The organism is Streptacidiphilus sp. MAP12-20 (assembly GCF_041262525.1).
Taxonomy (GTDB): Bacteria; Actinomycetota; Actinomycetes; order Streptomycetales; family Streptomycetaceae; genus Streptacidiphilus.
Genome location: NZ_JBGCCK010000012.1, coordinates 12,870 through 33,257, shown reverse-complemented (window position 1 = coordinate 33,257; position 20,388 = coordinate 12,870). Strand labels below are relative to the sequence as shown.

17 protein-coding genes are annotated in these 20,388 nt (G+C 68.7%); 6 read left to right on the top strand and 11 right to left on the bottom strand.

What is annotated here, in order from left to right:
• Positions 1-23 precede the first annotated feature (23 nt).
• Complete coding sequence (dnaE, locus tag ABIA32_RS17890) at positions 24-3,578, bottom strand: DNA polymerase III subunit alpha (protein ID WP_370096241.1); 3,555 nt, start codon at positions 3,576-3,578, stop codon at positions 24-26.
• Positions 3,579-3,727: 149 nt separating this feature from the next.
• Here dnaE and ABIA32_RS17885 point away from each other — a divergent pair, with 149 nt between their 5' ends.
• A complete protein-coding gene (locus tag ABIA32_RS17885; RefSeq protein WP_370096239.1) occupies positions 3,728-4,753 on the top strand; it encodes a mechanosensitive ion channel family protein in 1,026 nt (341 codons plus the stop codon).
• A gap of 20 nt (positions 4,754-4,773) precedes the next feature.
• On the opposite strand, the gene ABIA32_RS17880 is transcribed toward ABIA32_RS17885, so the two are convergent.
• From ABIA32_RS17880 to ABIA32_RS17870, 3 genes are read right to left on the bottom strand one after another with little or no spacing between them, the layout of a single operon-like run.
• On the bottom strand, positions 4,774-6,363 hold the full coding sequence (locus tag ABIA32_RS17880) for a Na+/H+ antiporter (protein ID WP_370096237.1): 1,590 nt from the start codon (positions 6,361-6,363) through the stop codon (positions 4,774-4,776).
• A 4-nt stretch (positions 6,364-6,367) separates the two neighbouring features.
• Positions 6,368-6,796 (bottom strand): GNAT family N-acetyltransferase, encoded by a 429-nt coding sequence (locus ABIA32_RS17875; protein ID WP_370096582.1) that lies wholly within the window; start codon positions 6,794-6,796, stop codon positions 6,368-6,370.
• A gap of 37 nt (positions 6,797-6,833) precedes the next feature.
• Positions 6,834-7,772 (bottom strand): RluA family pseudouridine synthase, encoded by a 939-nt coding sequence (locus ABIA32_RS17870; protein WP_370096235.1) that lies wholly within the window; start codon positions 7,770-7,772, stop codon positions 6,834-6,836.
• A 240-nt stretch (positions 7,773-8,012) separates the two neighbouring features.
• On the opposite strand from ABIA32_RS17870, the gene ABIA32_RS17865 reads away from it, so the two are divergent.
• From ABIA32_RS17865 to ABIA32_RS17855, 3 genes are read left to right on the top strand one after another with little or no spacing between them, the layout of a single operon-like run.
• Positions 8,013-8,957, top strand: a complete 945-nt coding sequence (locus ABIA32_RS17865) for an ABC transporter substrate-binding protein (RefSeq protein ID WP_370096233.1) — start codon at positions 8,013-8,015, stop codon at positions 8,955-8,957.
• Between the two features lie 37 nt (positions 8,958-8,994).
• On the top strand, positions 8,995-9,936 hold the full coding sequence (locus ABIA32_RS17860) for an amino acid ABC transporter permease (RefSeq protein ID WP_370096231.1): 942 nt from the start codon (positions 8,995-8,997) through the stop codon (positions 9,934-9,936).
• Positions 9,933-10,712, top strand: a complete 780-nt coding sequence (locus ABIA32_RS17855) for an amino acid ABC transporter ATP-binding protein (RefSeq protein WP_370096229.1) — start codon at positions 9,933-9,935, stop codon at positions 10,710-10,712. The genes ABIA32_RS17860 and ABIA32_RS17855 overlap by 4 nt, the downstream gene beginning before the upstream one ends.
• 49 nt (positions 10,713-10,761) lie before the next feature.
• Here ABIA32_RS17855 and lspA read toward each other — a convergent pair whose 3' ends face one another.
• Together lspA and ABIA32_RS17845 are read right to left on the bottom strand one after the other, a co-directional pair.
• Complete coding sequence (gene lspA / locus ABIA32_RS17850) at positions 10,762-11,376, bottom strand: signal peptidase II (protein WP_370096580.1); 615 nt, start codon at positions 11,374-11,376, stop codon at positions 10,762-10,764.
• Positions 11,377-11,493: 117 nt separating this feature from the next.
• Positions 11,494-11,955: a TraR/DksA family transcriptional regulator gene (locus tag ABIA32_RS17845; protein WP_370096227.1), complete on the bottom strand. Its 462-nt coding sequence runs from the start codon at positions 11,953-11,955 to the stop codon at positions 11,494-11,496.
• Between the two features lie 667 nt (positions 11,956-12,622).
• Between ABIA32_RS17845 and ileS the strand changes: the two genes are divergently transcribed.
• Positions 12,623-15,766, top strand: coding sequence for an isoleucine--tRNA ligase (gene ileS, locus ABIA32_RS17840; protein ID WP_370096225.1), 3,144 nt, complete (start codon positions 12,623-12,625; stop codon positions 15,764-15,766).
• Between the two features lie 4 nt (positions 15,767-15,770).
• Positions 15,771-16,310 carry a HutD family protein gene (locus ABIA32_RS17835; protein ID WP_370096223.1) on the top strand — a complete coding sequence of 180 codons (540 nt, stop codon included), beginning with the start codon at positions 15,771-15,773 and terminating at the stop codon, positions 16,308-16,310.
• A gap of 304 nt (positions 16,311-16,614) precedes the next feature.
• On the opposite strand, the gene ABIA32_RS17830 is transcribed toward ABIA32_RS17835, so the two are convergent.
• From ABIA32_RS17830 to ABIA32_RS17810, 5 genes are all read right to left on the bottom strand, one after another.
• Positions 16,615-17,796, bottom strand: coding sequence for a DivIVA domain-containing protein (locus tag ABIA32_RS17830; RefSeq protein WP_370096221.1), 1,182 nt, complete (start codon positions 17,794-17,796; stop codon positions 16,615-16,617).
• 46 nt (positions 17,797-17,842) lie between these two features.
• Positions 17,843-18,127: a YggT family protein gene (locus ABIA32_RS17825; protein WP_370096219.1), complete on the bottom strand. Its 285-nt coding sequence runs from the start codon at positions 18,125-18,127 to the stop codon at positions 17,843-17,845.
• A gap of 27 nt (positions 18,128-18,154) precedes the next feature.
• A complete protein-coding gene (locus tag ABIA32_RS17820; RefSeq protein ID WP_370096217.1) occupies positions 18,155-18,745 on the bottom strand; it encodes a cell division protein SepF in 591 nt (196 codons plus the stop codon).
• 142 nt (positions 18,746-18,887) lie between these two features.
• Entirely contained in the window at positions 18,888-19,625 is a 738-nt protein-coding gene (locus ABIA32_RS17815) for a YggS family pyridoxal phosphate-dependent enzyme (protein WP_370096215.1), read from the bottom strand.
• Positions 19,622-20,362: a polyphenol oxidase family protein gene (locus ABIA32_RS17810; protein WP_370096213.1), complete on the bottom strand. Its 741-nt coding sequence runs from the start codon at positions 20,360-20,362 to the stop codon at positions 19,622-19,624. The genes ABIA32_RS17815 and ABIA32_RS17810 overlap by 4 nt, the downstream gene beginning before the upstream one ends.
• Between the last annotated feature and the right edge of the window lie 26 nt (positions 20,363-20,388).

Here is a 20,388-nt window from a genome sequence, read left to right as displayed (position 1 = left end):
GCCAGGGTCGGCGGACCGTGTCGCTACGCGACCCAGGCGCCGGCGCCGAGCAAGCCCTTGATGTCGCTCGCGAAGCCGTTCTCCGCGTCCACCAGGAAGCCGAGCTCGAACAGCACGCTCCTGGTGTGGCCCTCCATCAGCAGGCGGACCGGAACGTCCCCCGGGTGGGCCTTCAGGGCACGCTTCAACTCCGCCACCAGCTGGGCGTTGATCTTCCGCTCGTGGATCGTCAGTTGGATCGGCGGCTTGCCGCCGTGCTCCGCTGCCGAGATGTCCAGCATCTGCATCTCCGAGCCGAAGATGCTCAGCGCTCCGTCGCGCTCGTTCAGGCGGCCCTTGATCGCGACGACGTTGTCCTCGACCAGCATCTCGCTGAGCAGCATGTACGTCTTCGGGAAGCAGAGCACCTCCACCGAGCCGTCACGGTCGGCCAGCGTGATCAGCGCCCACGCGTTGCCCGCCTTGTTGATGCGGCGGTCCACCGACGTGATCAGTCCGGAGAGCTTGACCTCGCCCTCCGTGCGCCCCGAGCCCAGCAGCTCCGCGATCGAGGTGTCGCGGTTGCGCGCGAGAATGTGCTCGGCGCCGTCCAGCGGGTGGCTGGAGACGTACAGGCCCAGCATCTCCCGCTCCGTCGACAGCAGATGCTTGCGCGGCCACTCCTTCTCGTCGACCGTGAAGTCCAGGCCGATCGTCGGGTTGTCGCTGCCGTCGTCGATCGCGCCGAAGAGGTCGTCCTGGCCGATCGCCGCCTGCTTCTTGAGGCCGATCACCGCGTCGATCGCGTTCTCCGCGACCGCGACAAGGCCGCGCCGGGTGTGGTCCAGCGAGTCGAACGCGCCCGCCTTGATCAGTGAGTCGACCGCTCGCTTGTTGCAGACCGGCAGCTCGACCTTGTCCAGGAAGTCCGCGAAGGAGGTGAACTTGCCCTTCGTCTTTCGTGTGGCCACCAGCGAGTCGATGACGTTCTCACCGACGTTGCGGATCGCCTTCAGCCCGAACCGGACGTCTTCCCCGACAGCGGTGAAGTCCGTCACCGACTCGTTGATGTCCGGCGAGAGCACCCGGATCCCCTGGGCCCGCGCGTCGGCCAGGTAGATCGCCATCTTGTCCTTGTCGTCGCCGACCGACGTCAGCAGCGCGGCCATGTACTCGGCCGGGAAGTTGGCCTTGAGGTACGCGGTCCAGTAGGAGACCAGCCCGTACGCGGCGGAGTGCGACTTGTTGAAGGCGTAGCCGGCGAACGGGACCAGCACGTCCCAGACCGCCTGGATCGCCTCGTCCGAGTAGCCGCGCTCCTTGCAGCCCGCGTGGAAGGGGACGAACTCCTTCTCCAGGACCTCCTTCTTCTTCTTACCCATCGCTCGACGGAGCAGGTCGGCCTGTCCGAGGCTGTAGCCGGCCAGCACCTGCGCGGCTCGCTGCACCTGCTCCTGATAGACGATCAGGCCGTAGGTGGGGCCGAGGACGTCCTTGAGCGGCTCCGCCAGCTCCGGGTGGATCGGGGTGATCTCCTGCTGGGCGTTCTTGCGCAGCGCGTAGTTGGTGTGCGAGTTCATGCCCATCGGGCCCGGCCGGTACAGCGCCGAGACGGCGGAGATGTCGGCGAACTCGGTGGGCTTCATCAGCCGCAGCAGCGCGCGCATGGGGCCACCGTCCAGCTGGAACACGCCCAGCGTGTCACCGCGCTGGAGCAGCTGGAAGGTGACCGGGTCGTCCAGCGGGATCTCGTCGCAGTCGACGTCGACGCCGCGGTTGGCCTTGATGACCTTGATGCAGTGGTCGATGATGCCCAGGTTCCGTAGACCCAGGAAGTCCATCTTGATCAGGCCCATGGCTTCGCACGACGGGTAGTCGAAGCCGGTGATGATCGTGCCGTCCTTGTCCCGCATGTGCAGCGGGATCAGGTCCAGCAGCGGCACCGAGGAGAGGATGACCGCCGCGGCGTGCACGCCGGTGCCGCGGATCAGGCCCTCGATGCCCAGGCCCGTGTCGATGATCTTCTTGACGTCGGGTTCGTTCTCGTAGAGAGCGCGGATCTCGGTGCCCTCGCTGTACCGCGCGTGCTCGCGGTTGAAGAGGTCCTTCAGCGGGACGCCCTTGCCCATCACGTCCGGCGGCATCGCCTTGGTGATCTTGTCGCCCATGGCGAAGGGGTAGCCGAGGATGCGCGAGGAGTCCTTGACGGCGGCCTTGGCCTTGATCGTGCCGAAGGTGTTGACCTGCGCGGTGTAGGCGGCGCCGTACTTCTCGCTGACGTAGCGGACCATCTGGTCGCGCTGGCGGTCGTCGAAGTCGATGTCGACGTCCGGCGGGTTGATGCGCTCGGGGTTGAGGAATCGCTCGAACAGCAGGTCGTGCTCGATCGGGTCGAGCTGGGTGATGCCGGTCAGGTAGGCGATCATCGAACCGGCCGCGGAGCCACGGCCGGGGCCGACCGGGATGCCGTTGTCGCGGGCGTACTGGCAGATGTCCGCGACCACGAGGAAGTAGCTGGAGAAGCCCATCGGGTCGATGACGGACATCTCGAGCTCGATCCGGTCCAGGATCTCCTGGCTCGGGTCGTCGCCGAAGCGGCGCTGCAGGCCCTCGCCGATCTTCTTGCGCAGGTAGGAGACCTGGTTCTCGCCCTCGGGGACGTCGAACTGCGGCATCCGGTCGACGTAGTCGAAGACTTCGTCGTAGGGCTCGATCATCGACTCGACGAGCAGCGTGTTGTCGCAGGCCTCCGGCAGCTCCCGGAAGAGCTCGCGCATCTCCTCGGAGGTCTTGAGGTAGTAGCCGGAGCCGTTGAACTTGAAGCGGTTCGGGTCGTCCTTGTTCTTGCCGACGCCGATGCAGAGCAGGTTGTCGTGCGCGTCGGCCTGGTCGGCGGTGACGTAGTGGGAGTCGTTGGTGGCCAGCAGCGGGATCCTCAGATCCTTGGCCAGCCGCAGCAGGTCCTCGCGGACATCGCGCTCGATGCCGAGCCCATGGTCCATCAGCTCGAGGAAGTAGTTGTCCCTGCCGAAGATGTCCTGGTAGGCAGAGGCAGCCTTCACCGCCTCCTCGTACTGGCCGAGCCGCAGGCGGGTCTGCACCTCGCCGGAGGGGCAGCCGGTCGTGGCGATGATGCCCTCGGCGTGCTGGGAGATCAGCTCGCGGTCCATCCGGGGCTTCATGTAGTAGCCCTCGAGGGAGGCCAGCGAGGAGAGCCGGAACAGGTTGCGCAGTCCCCCGGCGTTCTTGGCCCACATGGTCATGTGGGTGTAGCGGCCACCGCCGGAGACGTCCTTGCCACCCTCGCCGCTGGCGTCGCCGCCGGCCATCCGGCCGCCCTGCTGGCCCCAGAAGGTCTGCTTCTTGTGCATGCGGCTGCCGGGCGCGACGTAGGCCTCGATCCCGATGATCGGCTTGACCGGGTGCTTCTTGGCGATCTGGAAGAACTCGTACGCCCCGAACATGTTGCCGTGGTCCGACATGGCGATGGCGGGCATGCCCTGCCGCTCGACCTCGGCGAACATCTTGCCGTTCTTCGCGGCCCCGTCCAGCATCGAGAACTCAGTGTGAACATGCAGGTGAACGAAGCTGTCAGCCACGGCGAACGGGACTCCTCACAAGGGCGGCGACGGGGGTGAGGGATTAACACTAGCGCGCCAGGACGCGTGCTATGAGGCACCACCCCAAGGTTCTCCGGGCTACTGTGAGGGGATTCCGGAAACCGACAAAACGGGCAGGCCAACCGATCATGTCCTGGAAGCTGATCAGCCAGCTCATCGCCGTCGGGCTGACCATCGGCGCGACCCTGCTCGTCGGCTGGATCGTCGACAAAGCTCTCCAGCGCATCGCCGCCCGCAAGCCGGAGTCCGCCTTCTGGCCGCTGCTGCGGCGCTGCCGGATCCCCCTTCAGTTCGTCGTCTGCATCGCACTGCTGCTGGCCAACGCGCCGCTCAGCAATCTCTTCGACAATCACGCCGACGGCGTCCGGCACGGGCTGCTGCTCGCCCTGATGGCCTCCATCGGCTGGCTGGTCAACCGGGTGCTGGCAGCCGTGCTCTCCGCCGCCTTCGCCCGCTACCAGCGCGTCAGCGACGACCCCGCCCGCGTGCAACGGGTGCGCACCCAGGTCAGCATGCTGCGGCGGGCGACCGGCGCGCTGGTGGCCCTGATCACGGTGGCGTCGATGCTGCTGACCTATCAGGGCATGCGTACCTTCGGCGCGTCGCTGCTGGCCTCGGCCGGCCTGATCACCGTCGTCGCCGGGATCGCGGCGCAGAGCACGCTGGGGAACTTCTTCTCCGGGCTGGTGATCGCCTTCGGCGACCTGGTCCGGATCGGCGACACGGTGGTGGTCGAGCAGCAGCAGGGCACGGTCGAGGAGATCACCCTCGCCTACCTGGTGATCCGGCTCTGGGACCAGCGCCGGCTGGTCGTGCCGGTCTCCTACTTCGTCAGCCGCCCGTTCGAGAACTGGACGCGGGCGGACCCGCGCACCACCGGCTGGGTCCTGCTCCACCTCGACCACACCACGCCCGTGGCCGAGCTGCGGGAGGAGTTCCACCGCCTGCTGTTCTCCAGCAAGGAGTGGGACGGCCGGGACTGGGCCCTGGTGGTCTTCGACACCACCCCGTCCACGATCGTCGTCCGCGCGACGATGACCACGCGGAACAACGATGACGCCTACGCCCTCAAGTGCGCCGTTCGCGAGGGCCTGCTGGCCTGGCTTCGCGACCACCACCCCGGCGCGCTGCCCCGCGTGCGGACGGGCGGCTGAGGGGACGGTCGCGGCAGGGCTCAGCGTTCGCTGCGGAGGTCCAGCTGGCGGATGACGCGGTCGACGAGCTCCGGGTCGGCGCCCGGCTCCATCCGGGCGACCTGCATCTCCTCGCGCGAGGCGGCGAGCATCTCGGACTCGACCCGGCGGAAGGTCTTGAAGACCTTGATCCGCTTCTTCCACTCCTCGCGCTGCTGCTCGTCGTAGATGTCGGGACGGGTGCGGGCCAGCCGGTCTGTCTGACGCTGCTTGAGGCGGTCGACCAGCTCCTCCGGCAGCTCCTCGTCGGCGGCCAGTTGCTTGAGCCGCAACAGCCCGGCGCGGGACGCCCGGTACCAGAGCCGGCGCTCCTCGTGGTCCTCCGCGTCCTGGTCGCGGCCCAGGCCGAGCCAGCGGACCACGAGCGGCAGGGTCATGCCCTGGAAGAGCAAGGTGAAGATGACCACCGAGAAGGCGATGAAGACGAGCTCGTTGCGCATCGGGAACGCCCCACCGCCGTGCACGGTGAACGGAATGGCGAGCGCCAGCGCGACCGAGGCCACCCCGCGCATGCCGGACCACCAGAGCGTGACCGACTCGCGCCAGCCCAGCGGCGCCGCGTCCTCGCGGCGGCCCAGGCGCGCGTCCAACCGGGCGGTGAGCCAGGCGCCAGGCAGCAGCCAGAGGAAGCGGATCCCGACGACCACGACGATGACCAGCGCCGCGTCGCCGAGCATCGACGGCCAGCCGCTGCCGACCTCGCGCAGCACGCTGGACCACTCCAGGCCGATCAGTCCGAAGGCCATCCCGGAGATCAGCAGCTCGACCACGTCCCAGAAGGCCGAGCCGACCAGCCGGAAGGCGACGTCGTCGGCACCGACCGCCTGGTCGTTGATCCAGAGCGAGCAGACCAGCACGGCCAGCACACCGGAGCCGTGTAGCTCCTCGGCCAGCACGTAGGCGGCGAAGGGGACCAGCAGGCTCAGTGCGACCTGAAGGGTCGCGTCGGTAAGCAGCCCGATGACCTTGCCGCTGAGCCAGCCGATGCCCACGCCGAAGACGACGGCGAGCACCGCCGAGAGCACCAGCCGCCAGACGGCCTCCAGGGTCGAGAACTCCCCCGAGACGACGGCCTCGACCGCCAGCCCGTAGATGACGAGCGCGGTGACGTCGTTGAAGAGTCCCTCGGTCTCGAGGATGCCCATCAGCCGACGCGGCAGCCCGACGCTGGCCGCCACGGCTCCGGCCGCGATCGGGTCGGGCGGGGAGATCAGCGCGCCGAGCGCGACGGCGGCGGCGACCGGCATCGCAGGGGTGATCCAGTGCATCGCGGCCGCGACGGCCACCGTGGTGACCACGACGAGGGCGACCGCGAGCAGCAGGATGACGCGGTAGTTCTGCCGGAAGTAGCGCGCGGTGGAGCGCTGCGCCGCCGCGTAGATGAGCGGTGGCAGCACCAACGGCAGGATCAGGTCCGGTTGCAGGTTGATGTTCGGCACGAACGGCAACAGGGCCAGCACGAAACCGATGACGGTCATCAGCACCGGCTGCGGGATTCGGATCCACTCGGCGAGCGGGGTGGTGACGATGGCGCAGAGAAAGACCGTGAAAAGGAGGATCAGCTGCGTCACATGGTCAGTTTGCCAGACGTTTCGTCATACTCCGGTGCGGAATGCCCGCGTCGGGATATTCCTCGCCAAAAGCGACATATCCCAGCTTCTCGTAGAAGCGGAGTGCCTGGGTCTGCGCGTGCAGCTCCAGTTCCACGCCGCCACGCTCTCGCCCGGCGTCCTCGATGGCGCGGACCAGCTCGGCGCCGAGGCCGGTGCCCCGAGCACGCTTGCTGACGGCCAGTCGGCCCAGCAGCACGACGCCTTCGCGGCCGCCGGTCTCGGCGAGCGCCTGCGGGCCGTGGATCAGCCGACCGGTGCCGAGCGGCGTGCCGTCGGCATCGCGAGCCAGCACATGGACGGACGTGGCGTCCAGCTCGTCGTACTCGAGCTCCGGCGGGACGCCCTGCTCCTCGACGAAGACCTCGTGCCGGATCGCCCGCACGTCGGCCATGTCGGCCTCGGTGGCGACAACGATGCTGACCGTGGACTCAACTTTCGGCACTGATGATCTCCAGGGCGCGGGCCAGGTCGGCCGGGTACTCGCTGCGGAACTCGACCCACTCCCCCGTGCCCGGGTGCTCGAAGCCGAGCGAGACGGCGTGCAGCCACTGCCGGGTCAGCCCGAGGCGCTTGGCGAGCGTCGGGTCGGCGCCGTAGGTGAGGTCGCCGACGCAGGGGTGGCGCAGCGCGGACATGTGCACCCGGATCTGGTGGGTGCGGCCGGTCTCCAGCTTGATGTCCAGCAGCGAGGCGGCACGGTAGGCCTCGATGAGGTCGTAGTGGGTCACCGAGGGCTTGCCGCTGGCGACGACGGCCCACTTCCAGTCGCTGCTGGGGTGGCGGTCGATCGGTGCGTCCACGGTGCCGGAGAGCGGGTCCGGGTGGCCCTGGACCAGCGCGTTGTAGCGCTTCTCCGGAACCCGGTCGCGGAACTGCTGCTTGAGCGAGGTGTAGGCGCGCTCGGACTTGGCGACGACCATCAGGCCCGAGGTGCCGACGTCCAGGCGGTGCACGACGCCCTGGCGCTCGGCCGCGCCGGAGGTGGAGATCCGGTAGCCGGCGCCGGCCAGGCCGCCGATCACGGTCGGTCCGGTCCAGCCGGGGCTGGGGTGCGCGGCGACGCCGACCGGCTTGTCGACCAGGACGAAGTCGTCGTCGTCGTAGACGATCTTCATGTTGTCGATCTTCTCGGCCACGATCTGCACCGGCGCCGGCGGCGCGGGGATCTCGACCTCGAGCCAGGCTCCCGCCATCACGCGCTCGGACTTGCCGACCACGGAGCCGTCCACGGTCACCTTCCCGTCCGCGGCGAGCTCGGCCGCCTTGGTCCGGGAGAAGCCGAACATGCGGGCGATCGCGGCGTCGACACGCTCACCCTCGAGGCCGTCGGGCACGGGCAGGGCGCGGATCTGGGGAACGGTGCTCACTGTTACGAGTATGCCGGACCGGGGGCACTGGTCAGGACTGCTCGGCGCTGCTCGACACTGCTCCAGCCGGGCCTCGAAATCACCCGGTCAGTCACCCGTTATCTGATTTTGACACGGCTGTGCACGTCACAGCCGGTTCGGGAGTGAGAGGATGCGGCTCAATTCAGGGGAGACCGGACCGCATAACGCTGTGCAGTTCGGAAACTCAGGTTCGCACGTTCCCGCAGGAGGATGACCCTCATGGCCCGTTCCCTCTCGCAGCGCCTGCTCGTCGCCGGCTCCGTCGCCGCGGCCGGGTCGCTGCTGCTGACCGGCTGTGGCAGCTCCAAGATCGGCGGCAACTCCGGCGCCGCCCCCAACGCCTCGCAGTCCGTCAACGCCGAGGGCGCGGACTCCGCTCTGGTCGCCATGGTCCCGGCCGCGCTCAAGTCCAAGGGCACCGTCGTCATCGCCACCGACTCGACGTACGCGCCGTCCGAGTTCAAGGACGCCAGCGGCAACATCGTCGGCATGGACGTCGACCTGGGCAACGCGATCATGAAGAAGCTCGGGCTCAAGGCCACCTGGCAGAGCGCCGACTTCAGCAGCATCCTGGTCGGCATCACCGCCAAGAAGTACGACCTGAGCCTGTCCTCCTTCACGGACACCAAGGCCCGCGAGAAGCAGGTCGACATGGTGCAGTACTACAACGCGGGCGAGGCCATCGCGACGCTGGCCGGCAACCCGCAGAAGCTCAGCGGCAACGCGGCCGACCTGTGCGGGATCAAGGTCTCGGTGCAGACCGGCACCACGGAGGCCGACGAGATCAAGAACGTGATCAACCCCGCCTGCAAGAAGGCCGGCAAGCCGGAGATCCCGAACAACGGCGACCAGTTCAACGCGCAGACCGACGCCACCTCGGCGCTGATCGCCAAGCGCGACCAGGCGATGATGGCCGACTCCCCGGTCATCGACTACGCCGTGAAGCAGAGCAACGGCCAGCTGATCAAGATCGGCCAGAACTACAACACCGCCCCCTACGGCATCGCGCTGCCCAAGGGCGACGGCCAACTGGCCCAGGCGGTCCAGGGCGCGATCAAGGACATCATCGCCGACGGCACTTACGGCCAGATCCTGGCCAAGTGGGGCGTCGAGTCCGGCGCGCTCAGCGCGGACAAGGTCCAGATCAACGCCGCTGCCAGCTGACCACTTCCTGCGCTCCCCACGTAAGGCATAGAGAATCGTGACGATTCCTCAAGACGACGCGCCCCCTCCCCGGGGGCGCCCGGAGGAGATCCGGGCCGTCGCGGTCCGGCACCCCGGCCGGTGGGTCGCCGTCGCCGTGATCGCGGTGCTGGCGGCCATGTTCGCCCACCTGTTGTTCACCAGCAGCGTCCTGCACTGGGACGTGGTCGGCCAGATCTTCACCTATCCGACGGTCATCACCGGCCTCGGCCGGACGATCCTGCTGACGGTGCTGGCCATGGTGATCGGCATCTTCGGCGGCATCCTGCTCGCCGTGATGCGGCTGTCCGGCAATCCGGTGCTGTCGGGGGTCTCCTGGATCTACATCTGGGTCTTCCGCGGGACCCCCGTCCTGGTCCAGCTGTATGTCTGGAACTTCCTGGGCGCGCTCGTGCCCACGATCGGCATCGGCATCCCGTTCGGGCCGACCTTCGTGTCGTGGAACTACAACGACCTGATCGGCCTGTTCACCGCCGCGGTGCTGGCGCTGGGGCTGAACGAGGCCGCGTACTTCGCCGAGATCGTCCGTGCCGGCATCCAGTCCGTCGACGAGGGCCAGAGCGAGGCGGCGTCCTCGCTGGGCCTCAACCGCGGGCAGACGCTGCGCCGGATCGTGCTGCCGCAGGCCATGCGGGTCATCATCCCGCCGGCCGGCAACGAGACGATCTCGATGCTGAAGACCACGTCGCTGGTCTCCGCCATCGCTCTGGAGGACCTGACCCGCGCGGGTCAGGACATCGCCTCGCGGACCTTCTACGAGATCCCGGCGCTGGTCGCGATCAGCCTCTGGTACCTGCTGATCACGTCGATCCTCTCGGTCGGGCAGTTCTACATCGAGCGGTACTACTCTCGAGGCACCAACCGGGTCCTGCCGCCCACGCCCTGGCACAAGATCCGGACGAACCTGTTCAGCGTCAAGCGCGTGGGAGGCACGGCATGACCGTTCCTACGGCCTACGAGCCCATGGTGCGCGCCGAGCAGGTGCACAAGTCCTACGGGCTGGTCGAGGTGCTCAAGGGCATCGACCTCCAGGTGCAGCAGGGGCAGGTGTTCTGCCTGGTCGGGCCGTCCGGCTCGGGCAAGTCGACCTTCCTGCGCTGCATCAACCACCTGGAGAAGATCAACGCCGGGCGGCTCTACGTGGACGGCGAGCTCGTCGGCTACAAGGAGAAGGGCGGCAAGCTCCACGAGCTGCCCGACCGCGAGGTGGCGCTCAAGCGGCGCGACATCGGCATGGTCTTCCAGCGCTTCAACCTGTTCCCGCACAAGACCGCGCTGGAGAACATCACCGAGGCCCCGATCCAGGTCAAGGGCGTCAGCAAGGCGGACGCACGCGAGCAGGCGCACGCGCTGCTGGCCCGGGTCGGCCTGGCGGACAAGGCCGGCAACTACCCGTCCCAGCTCTCCGGTGGCCAGCAGCAGCGCGTGGCGATCGCCCGCGCGCTGGCCATGGAGCCCAAGCTGATGCTCTTCGACGAGCCGACCTCGGCGCTCGACCCGGAGCTGGTCGGCGACGTCCTGGACGTCATGCGGCAGCTGGCCGAGGACGGGATGACCATGATCGTGGTCACCCACGAGATGGGCTTCGCCCGTGAGGTCGGCGACGCGCTGGTCTTCATGGACGACGGCATGGTGGTCGAGTCCGGTCACCCGCGCGAGGTGCTGACCAACCCGCAGCACGAGCGGACCAGGGCGTTCCTGTCCAAGGTCCTGTGAGACACGAAAGCGGCGTCCGGCTGAGCCGGACGCCGCTTTCGCATGCGTGCTACTTGTCGCGCTGGACGCTGCCGTCCGGGTTGGTGCCCAGGAAGGACAGCAGCACGACCAGGATGCCGCCGCAGACGATGGCCGAGTCGGCCAGGTTGAAGACGGCGAAGTGCTTGACCGAGATGAAGTCCACGACCTCGCCCCGGAAGGTGCCCGGCGAGCGGAAGATCCGGTCGGTGAGGTTGCCGAAGGCGCCGCCCAGCAGCAGGCCGAGCGCGATCGCCCAGGGCAGGCTGTAGAGCTTGCGGGCCAACCGGCTGATGACGACGATGACCGTCGCCGCGATCAGCGTGAAGACGATCGTCATCGCGGCGCCCATGCCGAAGGCCGCACCGGGGTTCCGGATGACCGCGAGTTGCACCCAGTCGCCGGCCACCTGAATGGCGTCCTTGTGCTCCAGATCGGCCACGACCAGCAGCTTGCTGCCCAGGTCGAGCAGGTAGGCCAGCAGCGCGACGCTGAGCAGGACGCCGATCCGGCGCCTTCTGCGCACGGGAGCGGCCTCCTCGGTTGCTTCTGCCGCGGCGGTCTCGGTGGACGCGGCGGCCTCGGTGGACGCAGCGGCTTCGAGCGCCTCGGCCTCGGCGTTGTGGTGACCGTGGGTACTGATGATGCGCTCCGCGTGACCGTGTCGGGTGGGGCTTTCGCCGTCGAGGGTACGGCACGCGTAGGCCCCGGCGCGGCCTGGGGCGACACCGGAACCACGCGAATCAGCTCGGACCGAACGGTCTCAGTATCGGCGTTCCTGCTTCTGCTTGCAGTCCACGCAGAGCGTGGCGCGCGGGAAGGCCTGGACCCTGGCCTTGCCGATCGGCTTGCTGCAGGACTCGCAGAGCCCGAAGCCGGTGCTGGCGATGCGCAGCAGCGCTCGCTCGGTCTGGGCCAGCATGTCGCGCGCGTTCGCTGCCAGCGACAGCTCGTGCTCGCGCGAGATGTTCTTGGTGCCCGCGTCCACCTGGTCGTCGCCAGCGCCGTCGCCGGAGTCCCGCATCAGGCCGGTGACGGCGTCCTCGGACACCTGGATCTCGGTGCGGAGTTCCGCCGCCTCCGAAGTCAGCTCCGTCTGAAGCTCACGGACCTCCTCCGCGGTCCACGGATCCTCTCCCTGGCGGACCGGAAGCGAGGCCGGGTCCATGCGCGCTCCCGTGGCCTGGTGCGTACGGGTGGCGGCCGTGGTCTTGTTACGCGTCACGATGCTCTCCCCCGGGTCGCCCACGGACACTCCGGTGCGGCGTGTCTCGCCTGCCCCGCTCCTTGCCTTGTCCGCCATTCCTCGACCCCTTTTCGTGCATGACTGGCCGGCTCTGCTCGGTGCCGGAACGATAATGCGTGGCGAATGCCATCACAACGGGACATACCGGAGTGTGCCCCTCCACTCGCCTACCTGCACCAGCGCTCTCGCCGCTGTACACCTATGAAGACGACTGGACGAAGGAAGTTGTGCCCAGAACGTGACGCGATAATCGCCATCCGTGTTCGTTACCGGCGCGTCACCATGTCAGGGGCGCGTCGGAGGCGCGCGTGAATGCGCGCGAAATCGCGGTCGCGATCCCTATAGACTGCTACCCAGCAAGGCGTGGATGGGGACGAGTACCGCCGCACGCAGCCACGAGAGACCCGGGGACGGTGGAAGCCCGGGGGTGTGCGCAGCGGGAAGATCACCCCGGAGCCGCCGGAGGAAAGGCCAGGTTGCGCCGTTGGTGGTGCACCGGGCCGAGTAGAACCGGCCGCTGCCCCAATGAGGGGGCCGTACGTGCCTGGACGTCAGGCACGGTCTGTACGGCCAAGGAGGGTGGTACCGCGGGACGCGATCGCGTCTCGTCCCTCCGTCGGAGACCGCACGTCCCGCCGGAGGAAGCATGTCTGCGCAGTACCGCGCCGTACCCGCCCAAGTCGACCTGCCCGCGCTCGAGCACCAGATCCTCTCCTTCTGGCAGGACAACAAGATCTTCCAGCGCAGCCTGGAGCAGTCGGAGGGCCGCCCCGAGTGGGTCTTCTACGAGGGCCCGCCCACCGCCAACGGCATGCCCGGCGCGCACCACATCGAGGCCCGCGTCTTCAAGGACCTCTTCCCGCGCTACCGGACCATGAAGGGCTACCACGTCGCCCGCAAGGCCGGCTGGGACTGCCACGGCCTGCCGGTCGAGCTCGCCGTCGAGAAGGAGCTCGGCTTCTCCGGCAAGCAGGACATCGAGACCTACGGGATCGCCGAGTTCAACGCGAAGTGCCGCGAGTCCGTCACCCGGCACACCGACGCCTTCACCCGGCTCACCCAGCGCATGGGCTACTGGGTCGACCTCGGCGACGCCTACCGCACCATGGACCCGGACTACATCCAGTCCGTGTGGTGGTCGCTGAAGGAGATCTTCGACAAGGGCCTGCTGGTCCAGGACTTCCGCGTGGCCCCCTGGTGCCCCCGCTGCGGCACCGGCCTCTCCGACCACGAGCTGGCCCAGGGCTACGAGACGGTCGTCGACCCCTCGGTCTTCGTCCGCTTCCCGCTGACCGGCGGCCCGCTGGCCGGCCAGGCCGCGCTGCTGGTCTGGACGACGACCCCGTGGACGCTGGTCTCCAACGTCGCGGTCGCCGCCCACCCCGAGGTGACCTACGTCGTCGCCACGGACGGCACCGAGCAGGTCGTCGTCGCCGAGCCGCTGCTGGAGAAGGCGCTGGGCGAGGGCTGGACCGCGACCGGTCAGCGCTTCACCGGCGCCGAGATGGAGCGCTGGACCTACCAGCGCCCGTTCGAGCTGGTCGAGGTCGAGGCCGTCGAAGGCGGCACGCACTACGTCGTCAACGCCGAGTACGTCACGACCGAGGACGGCACCGGACTGGTCCACCAGGCGCCCGCCTTCGGCGCCGACGACCTGGCGACCTGCCGCACCTACGGCCTGCCGATGGTCAACCCGGTGCGCGCCGACGGCACCTTCGAGGAGAGCGTGCCGCTGGTCGGCGGCGTCTTCTTCAAGAAGGCCGACGAGGCGCTGACCGCCGACCTCAAGGACCGCGGGCTGCTCTTCCGCCACGTCCCCTACGAGCACAGCTACCCGCACTGCTGGCGCTGCCACACCGCGCTGCTCTACTACGCGCAGCCGTCCTGGTACGTGCGCACGACGGCCGTCAAGGACGCCATGCTGCGCGAGAACGAGCGCACCAACTGGCACCCGGAGACGGTCAAGTACGGCCGCTTCGGCGACTGGCTCAACAACAACATCGACTGGGCGCTCAGCCGCAACCGCTACTGGGGCACGCCGCTGCCGATCTGGCGCTGCGAGGACGACCACCTCACCTGCGTCGGCTCGCTGGCCGAGCTCTCGGAGCTCACGGGGACCGACCAGAGCGGCCTCGACCCGCACCGGCCCTTCATCGACGACGTCACCTTCGCCTGCCCGAACTGCCAGAAGCAGGCGGTGCGCGTGCCCGAGGTCATCGACGCCTGGTACGACTCGGGCTCGATGCCGTTCGCGCAGTACGGCTACCCGCTGCGCAACAAGGAGCTGTTCGAGAAGCGCTACCCGGCGCAGTTCATCTCTGAGGCGATCGACCAGACGCGCGGCTGGTTCTACACGCTGATGGCGGTCGGCACGCTGGTCTTCGACAAGTCCTCGTACGAGAACGTCGTCTGCCTGGGCCACATCCTGGCCGAGGACGGCCGCAAGATGTCGAAGCACCTGGGCAACATGCTCGAACCGATCGAGCTGATGGACACCAACGGCGCGGACGCGGTGCGCTGGTTCATGGCCGCCGGCGGCTCGCCCTGGTCCGCGCGGCGCGTGGGCCACGGCACGATCCAGGAGGTCGTCCGCAAGACGCTGCTGACCTACTGGAACACCGTCGCCTTCCAGGCTCTCTACGCGCGGACGGCGGGTTGGGCGCCTTCGGCCGCCGACCCCACGCCGAGCGAGCGCCCGGCGCTGGACAAGTGGGTGCTGAGCGAGCTGAACGCGCTGGTGCGCGACGTGGACGCGGCGCTGGAGGCGTACGACACCCAGCGGGCCGGCAAGCTGCTCTCCGGTTTCGTCGACGACCTGAGCAACTGGTACGTCCGTCGTGGCCGCCGCCGCTTCTGGCAGGGCGAGCCCGCGGCTCTGGCGACGCTGCACGAGGCGCTGGAGACAGTCACCCGGCTGATGGCGCCGCTGGTCCCGTTCATCACGGAACGGGTCTGGCAGGACCTGGTCGTCCCGGTGGTCCCGGACGCCCCCGAGTCGGTGCACCTGGCGAGCTGGCCCGTCGCGGACGAGACGCTGATCGACCCCGCGCTGTCGCGCCAGATGGCGCTGGTCCGCCGCCTGGTCGAGCTGGGCCGCGCGACGCGCGCCGACTCGGGCGTCAAGACACGGCAGCCGCTGTCGCGGGCGCTGGTCTCGGCGCAGGGCTTCGAGGAGCTGTCGGCCGAGCTGATCGCTCAGGTCGCGGAAGAACTGAACGTCACGGCGCTGGAGTCGCTGGCGGCGGTGGGCGGTTCGCTGGTGGACACGACGGCGAAGGCGAACTTCCGCGCCTTGGGCAAGCGTCTGGGCAAGCAGGTCCAGGACGCCGCGAAGATCATCGCGGCGGCGGACGCGGCGGCGATGGCCGAGGAGTTGCGCGCCCACGGCCGCACGCTTACAGCCACGTTCGAGGACTCCGGCTTCACGCCGGACGAGGTGATCATCACCGAGACCCCGCGCGAGGGCTGGGCCGTGGCCAACGAGTCCGGCGCGACCGTCGCTCTCGACCTCCACATCACCCCCGAACTGCGGCTCGCGGGCATCGCCCGCGACGCCATCCGCCAGGTCCAGGAGGCCCGCAAGAACTCCGGCCTGGAGGTCTCCGACCGCATCGCGCTCCGCTATGTGGCCTCGTCGGCCGACACGTCGGAGGCACTGGCGGCTCATGGCGCGCCCCTCGCGGACGAGGTCCTGGCAACGGACTTCGCCCCGGGCGAGCCGGACTGGGAGGAGGCCTCCCCGTTCACGGACGAGACGCTGGGCCTCACGTTCTGGCTGCGCAAGGCCTGACGACGTGACGGACATTCAGGTTCTCCGCGCGGCGGACCGCGTGGCGAGTCCCTGGAAGAACGGCGGCGGCGTGACCCGCGAGGTCGCGTCGTCGCCGTCCGGCGGCGGCACCTCGGATTTCGACTGGCGCATCTCACTGGCGGACGTCGCGTCCGGGGGCCCGTTCTCGTCCTTCCCGGGCGTCGATCGCGTGATCACGGTCGTGGAGGGCGAGGGCATGGCTCTCACCGTCGACGGCGTGGAAACGGTCATCGCGGAGCGGTACCGACCCTTCGCCTTCTCCGGCGACGCGACGACGGACTGCCGTCTGCTGGGCGGGGCGTTGGTGGACTTCAACGTCATGACCCGCAGGGGCGTCGTAGACGCGAGGGTCGACTTCGTCGCCGAGAGCACAACTGTCTCCGACACCACCCTGGTGATCGTCTTCGAAGGCCAGGCAACGTTGAACGACGTCGTCCTCGGCCCGCTCGACGCCGCCCTCGTGACCGACGGCACCGTCGCCTGTGACGTCCAAGGCTGTGCAGGCGTCGTCACCATTTCCTAGCCCAGGGGCGCGGGGCTCTGCTTGATTCACTGCGTGCGCGAGCAACCACCCTGTGCGGATGGCCCTGCACGTTCGGGGACACACCTCTCAGGGTGGCTTGTCGCGCACGCAGTGAATCAAGCAGAGCCCCGCGCCCCCGGAGGTGCAACCTGGCCCCGGTCATGACCTGTCGCGCCCACGCGCCGGAGGCGCAAATCAGCAGAGCCCCGCGCCCCTGATGGTGCAACCTGGCCCCCTGCAAAACGAAACGCCCCCTTCACCGGTTTCCCAGTGTCGGGGGCGTTCCGTTCAGGTCGGGAAGAACTTAGTTCTCGTCGTCCTGGTCGATCAGGAACCCGCGCATCGGCTGCGGAGCCTGCTGCAGCGGGGGCTGCGGGCGGACCGCCGCCATCGGCTGCGTCATCGCCGCCGGAGGCGTCGGCTGGCCGGCGCCGGAGGGCGCGAAGCCGTTGCCGCCGAAGGACTGCTGCTGCTGGCCGCCGCCGAACGACTGCTGACCGCCGAAGGTCTGGCCGCCGCCGAAGGACGGGCCGCCCGAGCTCATCGGGGACGCGCCCACCGGGCTCATCTGCGGCTGCTGGGACAGGGGCGCAGCCGGGGGGAGCGAGGCGGTGGCGGGCTGACGCGGCGGGGCCAGGCTGTCGTCCGCCTGGGACTCCAGCTGACGCAGCTGCGTCTCCAGGTAGGACTTGAGCCGCGTGCGGTACTCACGCTCGAACGCACGCAGGTCCTCGACCTTGCGCTCCAGCGTGGCACGCGCGGACTCCAGCGAGCCCATCGCGACGCGGTGCTTCTCCTGGGCGTCCCGCTCCAGCGCGTCCGCCTTGGCACGGGCGTCACGCTCAAGGCCCTCGGCGCGGCTGCGGGCCTCGCCGACGATCTTGTTTGCCTCGGAACGGGCCTCCGCGATCGCCTGGTCGGCGGTCTGCTGGGCCAGGGCGAGCACGCGGGCGGCCGAGTCGTTGTTCGGCTGCTGCGGCTGCATCATCTGCGGCTGCTGCTGCATGGGGGCGAGGCCGCCGCCGAAGGTCTGGCCGCCCATCGGGCCGCCCATCTGCGGAGCCTGCTGGAGCTGCGGAGCACCGTGCATCTGCGGGCCGCCCGGGAGCGCCGGCTGGCCGCCGGGCAGCTGCGGCGGGCCGGGGTGGCCCATCTGCTGCATGTGCGGCGGCATGCCCTGCTGCGGGACCGGCGGGCCGGATATGGCAGCGGGCACCGGCGGACCGGGGCGCTGCTGCTGGTGCTGGTCCTGCGGCGGCAGCTCCTTGCGCATGTTCTGTTGATTCTGCGCAGCCTGCTGGTTCTGCGCGGCGGCACGCGTCGCTGCGGCCAGCTTGGCGCGCAGGTCCTCGTTCTCGCGCAGGAGTCGGGTCAGCTCTCCTTCGACCTCGTCGAGGAAGGCATCGACCTCGTCCTCGTCATAGCCTTCGCGGAGGCGGACGGTCGTGAACTGCTTGTTCCGAACGTCCTCGGGGGTCAATGCCATTTCTTCACCTCAACGTGATCGTCGGACAGCCGGGCATCTGCGTCGGTCACAGCGCCCCCACGACCTGGATCAAAATCAACACAATAATGATCAGCAGCATGAAGGCCAGATCGAGAGCCATGCCCCCGATCCGTACCGGATGGATCCACCGACGCAGCAGCTTCAGCGGCGGATCCGTGACGGTGTAGATGCTTTCGAGCAGGACGACCATGGCCCGTCCCGGCTGCCAGTCGCGGGCGAAGAACTGGACCCAGTCCATCACCATGCGTGCCAGCAGCAGGATGAAGAAACACATCAGCACGATGTACAGCACCTGCCATACAACGCTCACCGTGTCTCCCCTCGCCCTTCACTTCTGTCAGCTCTGGTTGAAGAACCCGCCCTCGGCGATCCGTGCCTTGTCCTCCGCCGTTACATCGACGTTAGCAGGAGACAGCAGGAACACCTTCTGCGTCACGCGCTCGATGCTGCCGTGAAGCCCGAAGACGAGTCCAGCCGCGAAGTCTACGAGTCGTTTGGCATCCGTGTCGTCCATCTCCGTGAGATTCATGATCACAGGGGTGCTGTCACGGAAGTGTTCCCCGATGGTACGGGCCTCGTTGTAGGTCCGCGGGTGCAGCGTCGTGATGCGGTAAGGCTCCCGGTCGGAGCCGGTCTTGGACGTGATCACCGGGGCGCTCTTCTCCACGAGACGTCGTTCGGGTGTGATGGACGCCACTGGCGCGATCCGCGGTTCGGGAGCGCGCATGGGGGCGACGACGGCCGAGGCGGCCACCGGCGCGGCGACCGGAGCCGCTGCAGGGCGGGGCACCTCCTCGGTGCGTCCGGTCCTCATCGGCTCGGGCTCGGGGCCGTAGTCCTCGTCGTCAGGGTCGTAGCCCTGGGCGTCGTAACCATCGTCCTCCACGAGACCGAGGTAGACCGCCATCTTGCGCATCGCGCCGGCCATACTCCTGTCCTCCGCTCTGTGGTGGATCGGCCCGGGGAGGTTCTACGATCCACGGTCTGCCCCCGCTGGCCACATGGCACAGCCTGGGGAGATTCCTGATTGTCCGGATTTGTTCTCCGGTCTGATCTTCTAACCGGTGACGTTACCGGAGCGCTTGCCGCGCACCCAGCACCGCCGTACCGACGCGCACGTGTGTCGCACCGGCAGCAATGGCCTCTTCCAAGTCTCCTGACATCCCGGCAGAGACCATCGTGGCAGCCGGATGCGTCTCCCGTACACGGGATGCGATTTCCGCGAGACGCCCGAACGCGCGGCGCGGGTCGCCCGCGAACGGACCGACCAGCGGGGCCACCGCCATCACTCCGTCAAGTCGCAAGCCAGGTGCGGCTGCTACAGCCTCCGCAAGGGCGCCGACCTCGCTCGGGGCGGCGCCGCCGCGGTGCGCGGCGTCGGGGGTTTCCGACTCCAGCCCGACCTGGATCAGGCAGCCCAGTTCGGATCGTCCTGATTTGACCACTTCCGCCGAGAGCGCGGAGACGAGCCGGAGCCGGTCCACCGAATGCACTCGGTCGGCGTAGCGCAGAACCGAACGGACTTTGTTGGTCTGCAATTGCCCGACGAAATGCCATTCGAGGGGCAGATCGCGACATTCCTCCGCTTTCGGCGCAGCGTCCTGGTCGCGGTTCTCCGCGACGTCTCGGACGCCGAGTTCGGCGAGGAGTCGGGTGTCGGAGGCCGGGTAGGTCTTGGTCACGACGACGAGCTTGACCTCGTCGCGGGGACGCGCGGCCACCAGGCAGGCGGCGTCGATGCGCGCCTCCACCGAGGCGAGATTGGAGCGGAGTTCGGCGAGACGCTCCGAAAATGTCAGTTTTGTCACTTTTCGTCGCCTCCCAGCCAGATGTAACTCGCCAGCCGACCGGTGCGCGGCGCGCGGCGATAGGAGAAGTGGTCCTCGGATTCGAGAGTGCAGACGTGAGGCTCCTCCTCACGCACCGTCACCTCCTGCCGGGTCAGCTGCGCGCGGACCCCGGCGGGGATGTCGAGAGCGGGGGTGCCCCAGCGAGTCTCGGCGTACGCCTCCGGCGTCCCGGCGGCGACCTCGGCGCGGAGCGCCTCCGGCACCTCATAGCACCGACCGCAGACACTCGGCCCGACGACGGCGCGGATCCGGGTCGCCCCGAGCTCGCGCATCAGCGCGACGACGGTGTCCGCGACACCCTTGGCGAGGCCGGGCCTCCCGACGTGCGCTGCGCCGATGACGCGAGCGTCGACATCTGCAAGGAGGATGGGCGTGCAGTCCGCGGTGAGAACGGCGAGGGCGAGACCCGGCACGCGGGTGGCGACGGCGTCGACGGCCGGGGCCTCACCGTCTGCCTGCCTGCCGCTCGCGACGAAGCCTTCGGCGCCGTGGACCTGGTTCATCCAGACCACGTCAGCGGGGTCGATTCCCAGCGACTGCGCGGCGAGCCGCCGATTCTCCCGAACGGAGACCGGGTCGTCCCCTACCGCGCCGCCGAGATTCAGTTCCCCGAAGGGCTCGATGCTGACCCCACCCCACCTGTCGGTGAAGGCGGCCCGCACGCCATTTCCAAGATCAATCCGCTGGCCGATCATGCGATCACCTTATGACACCACGGAGC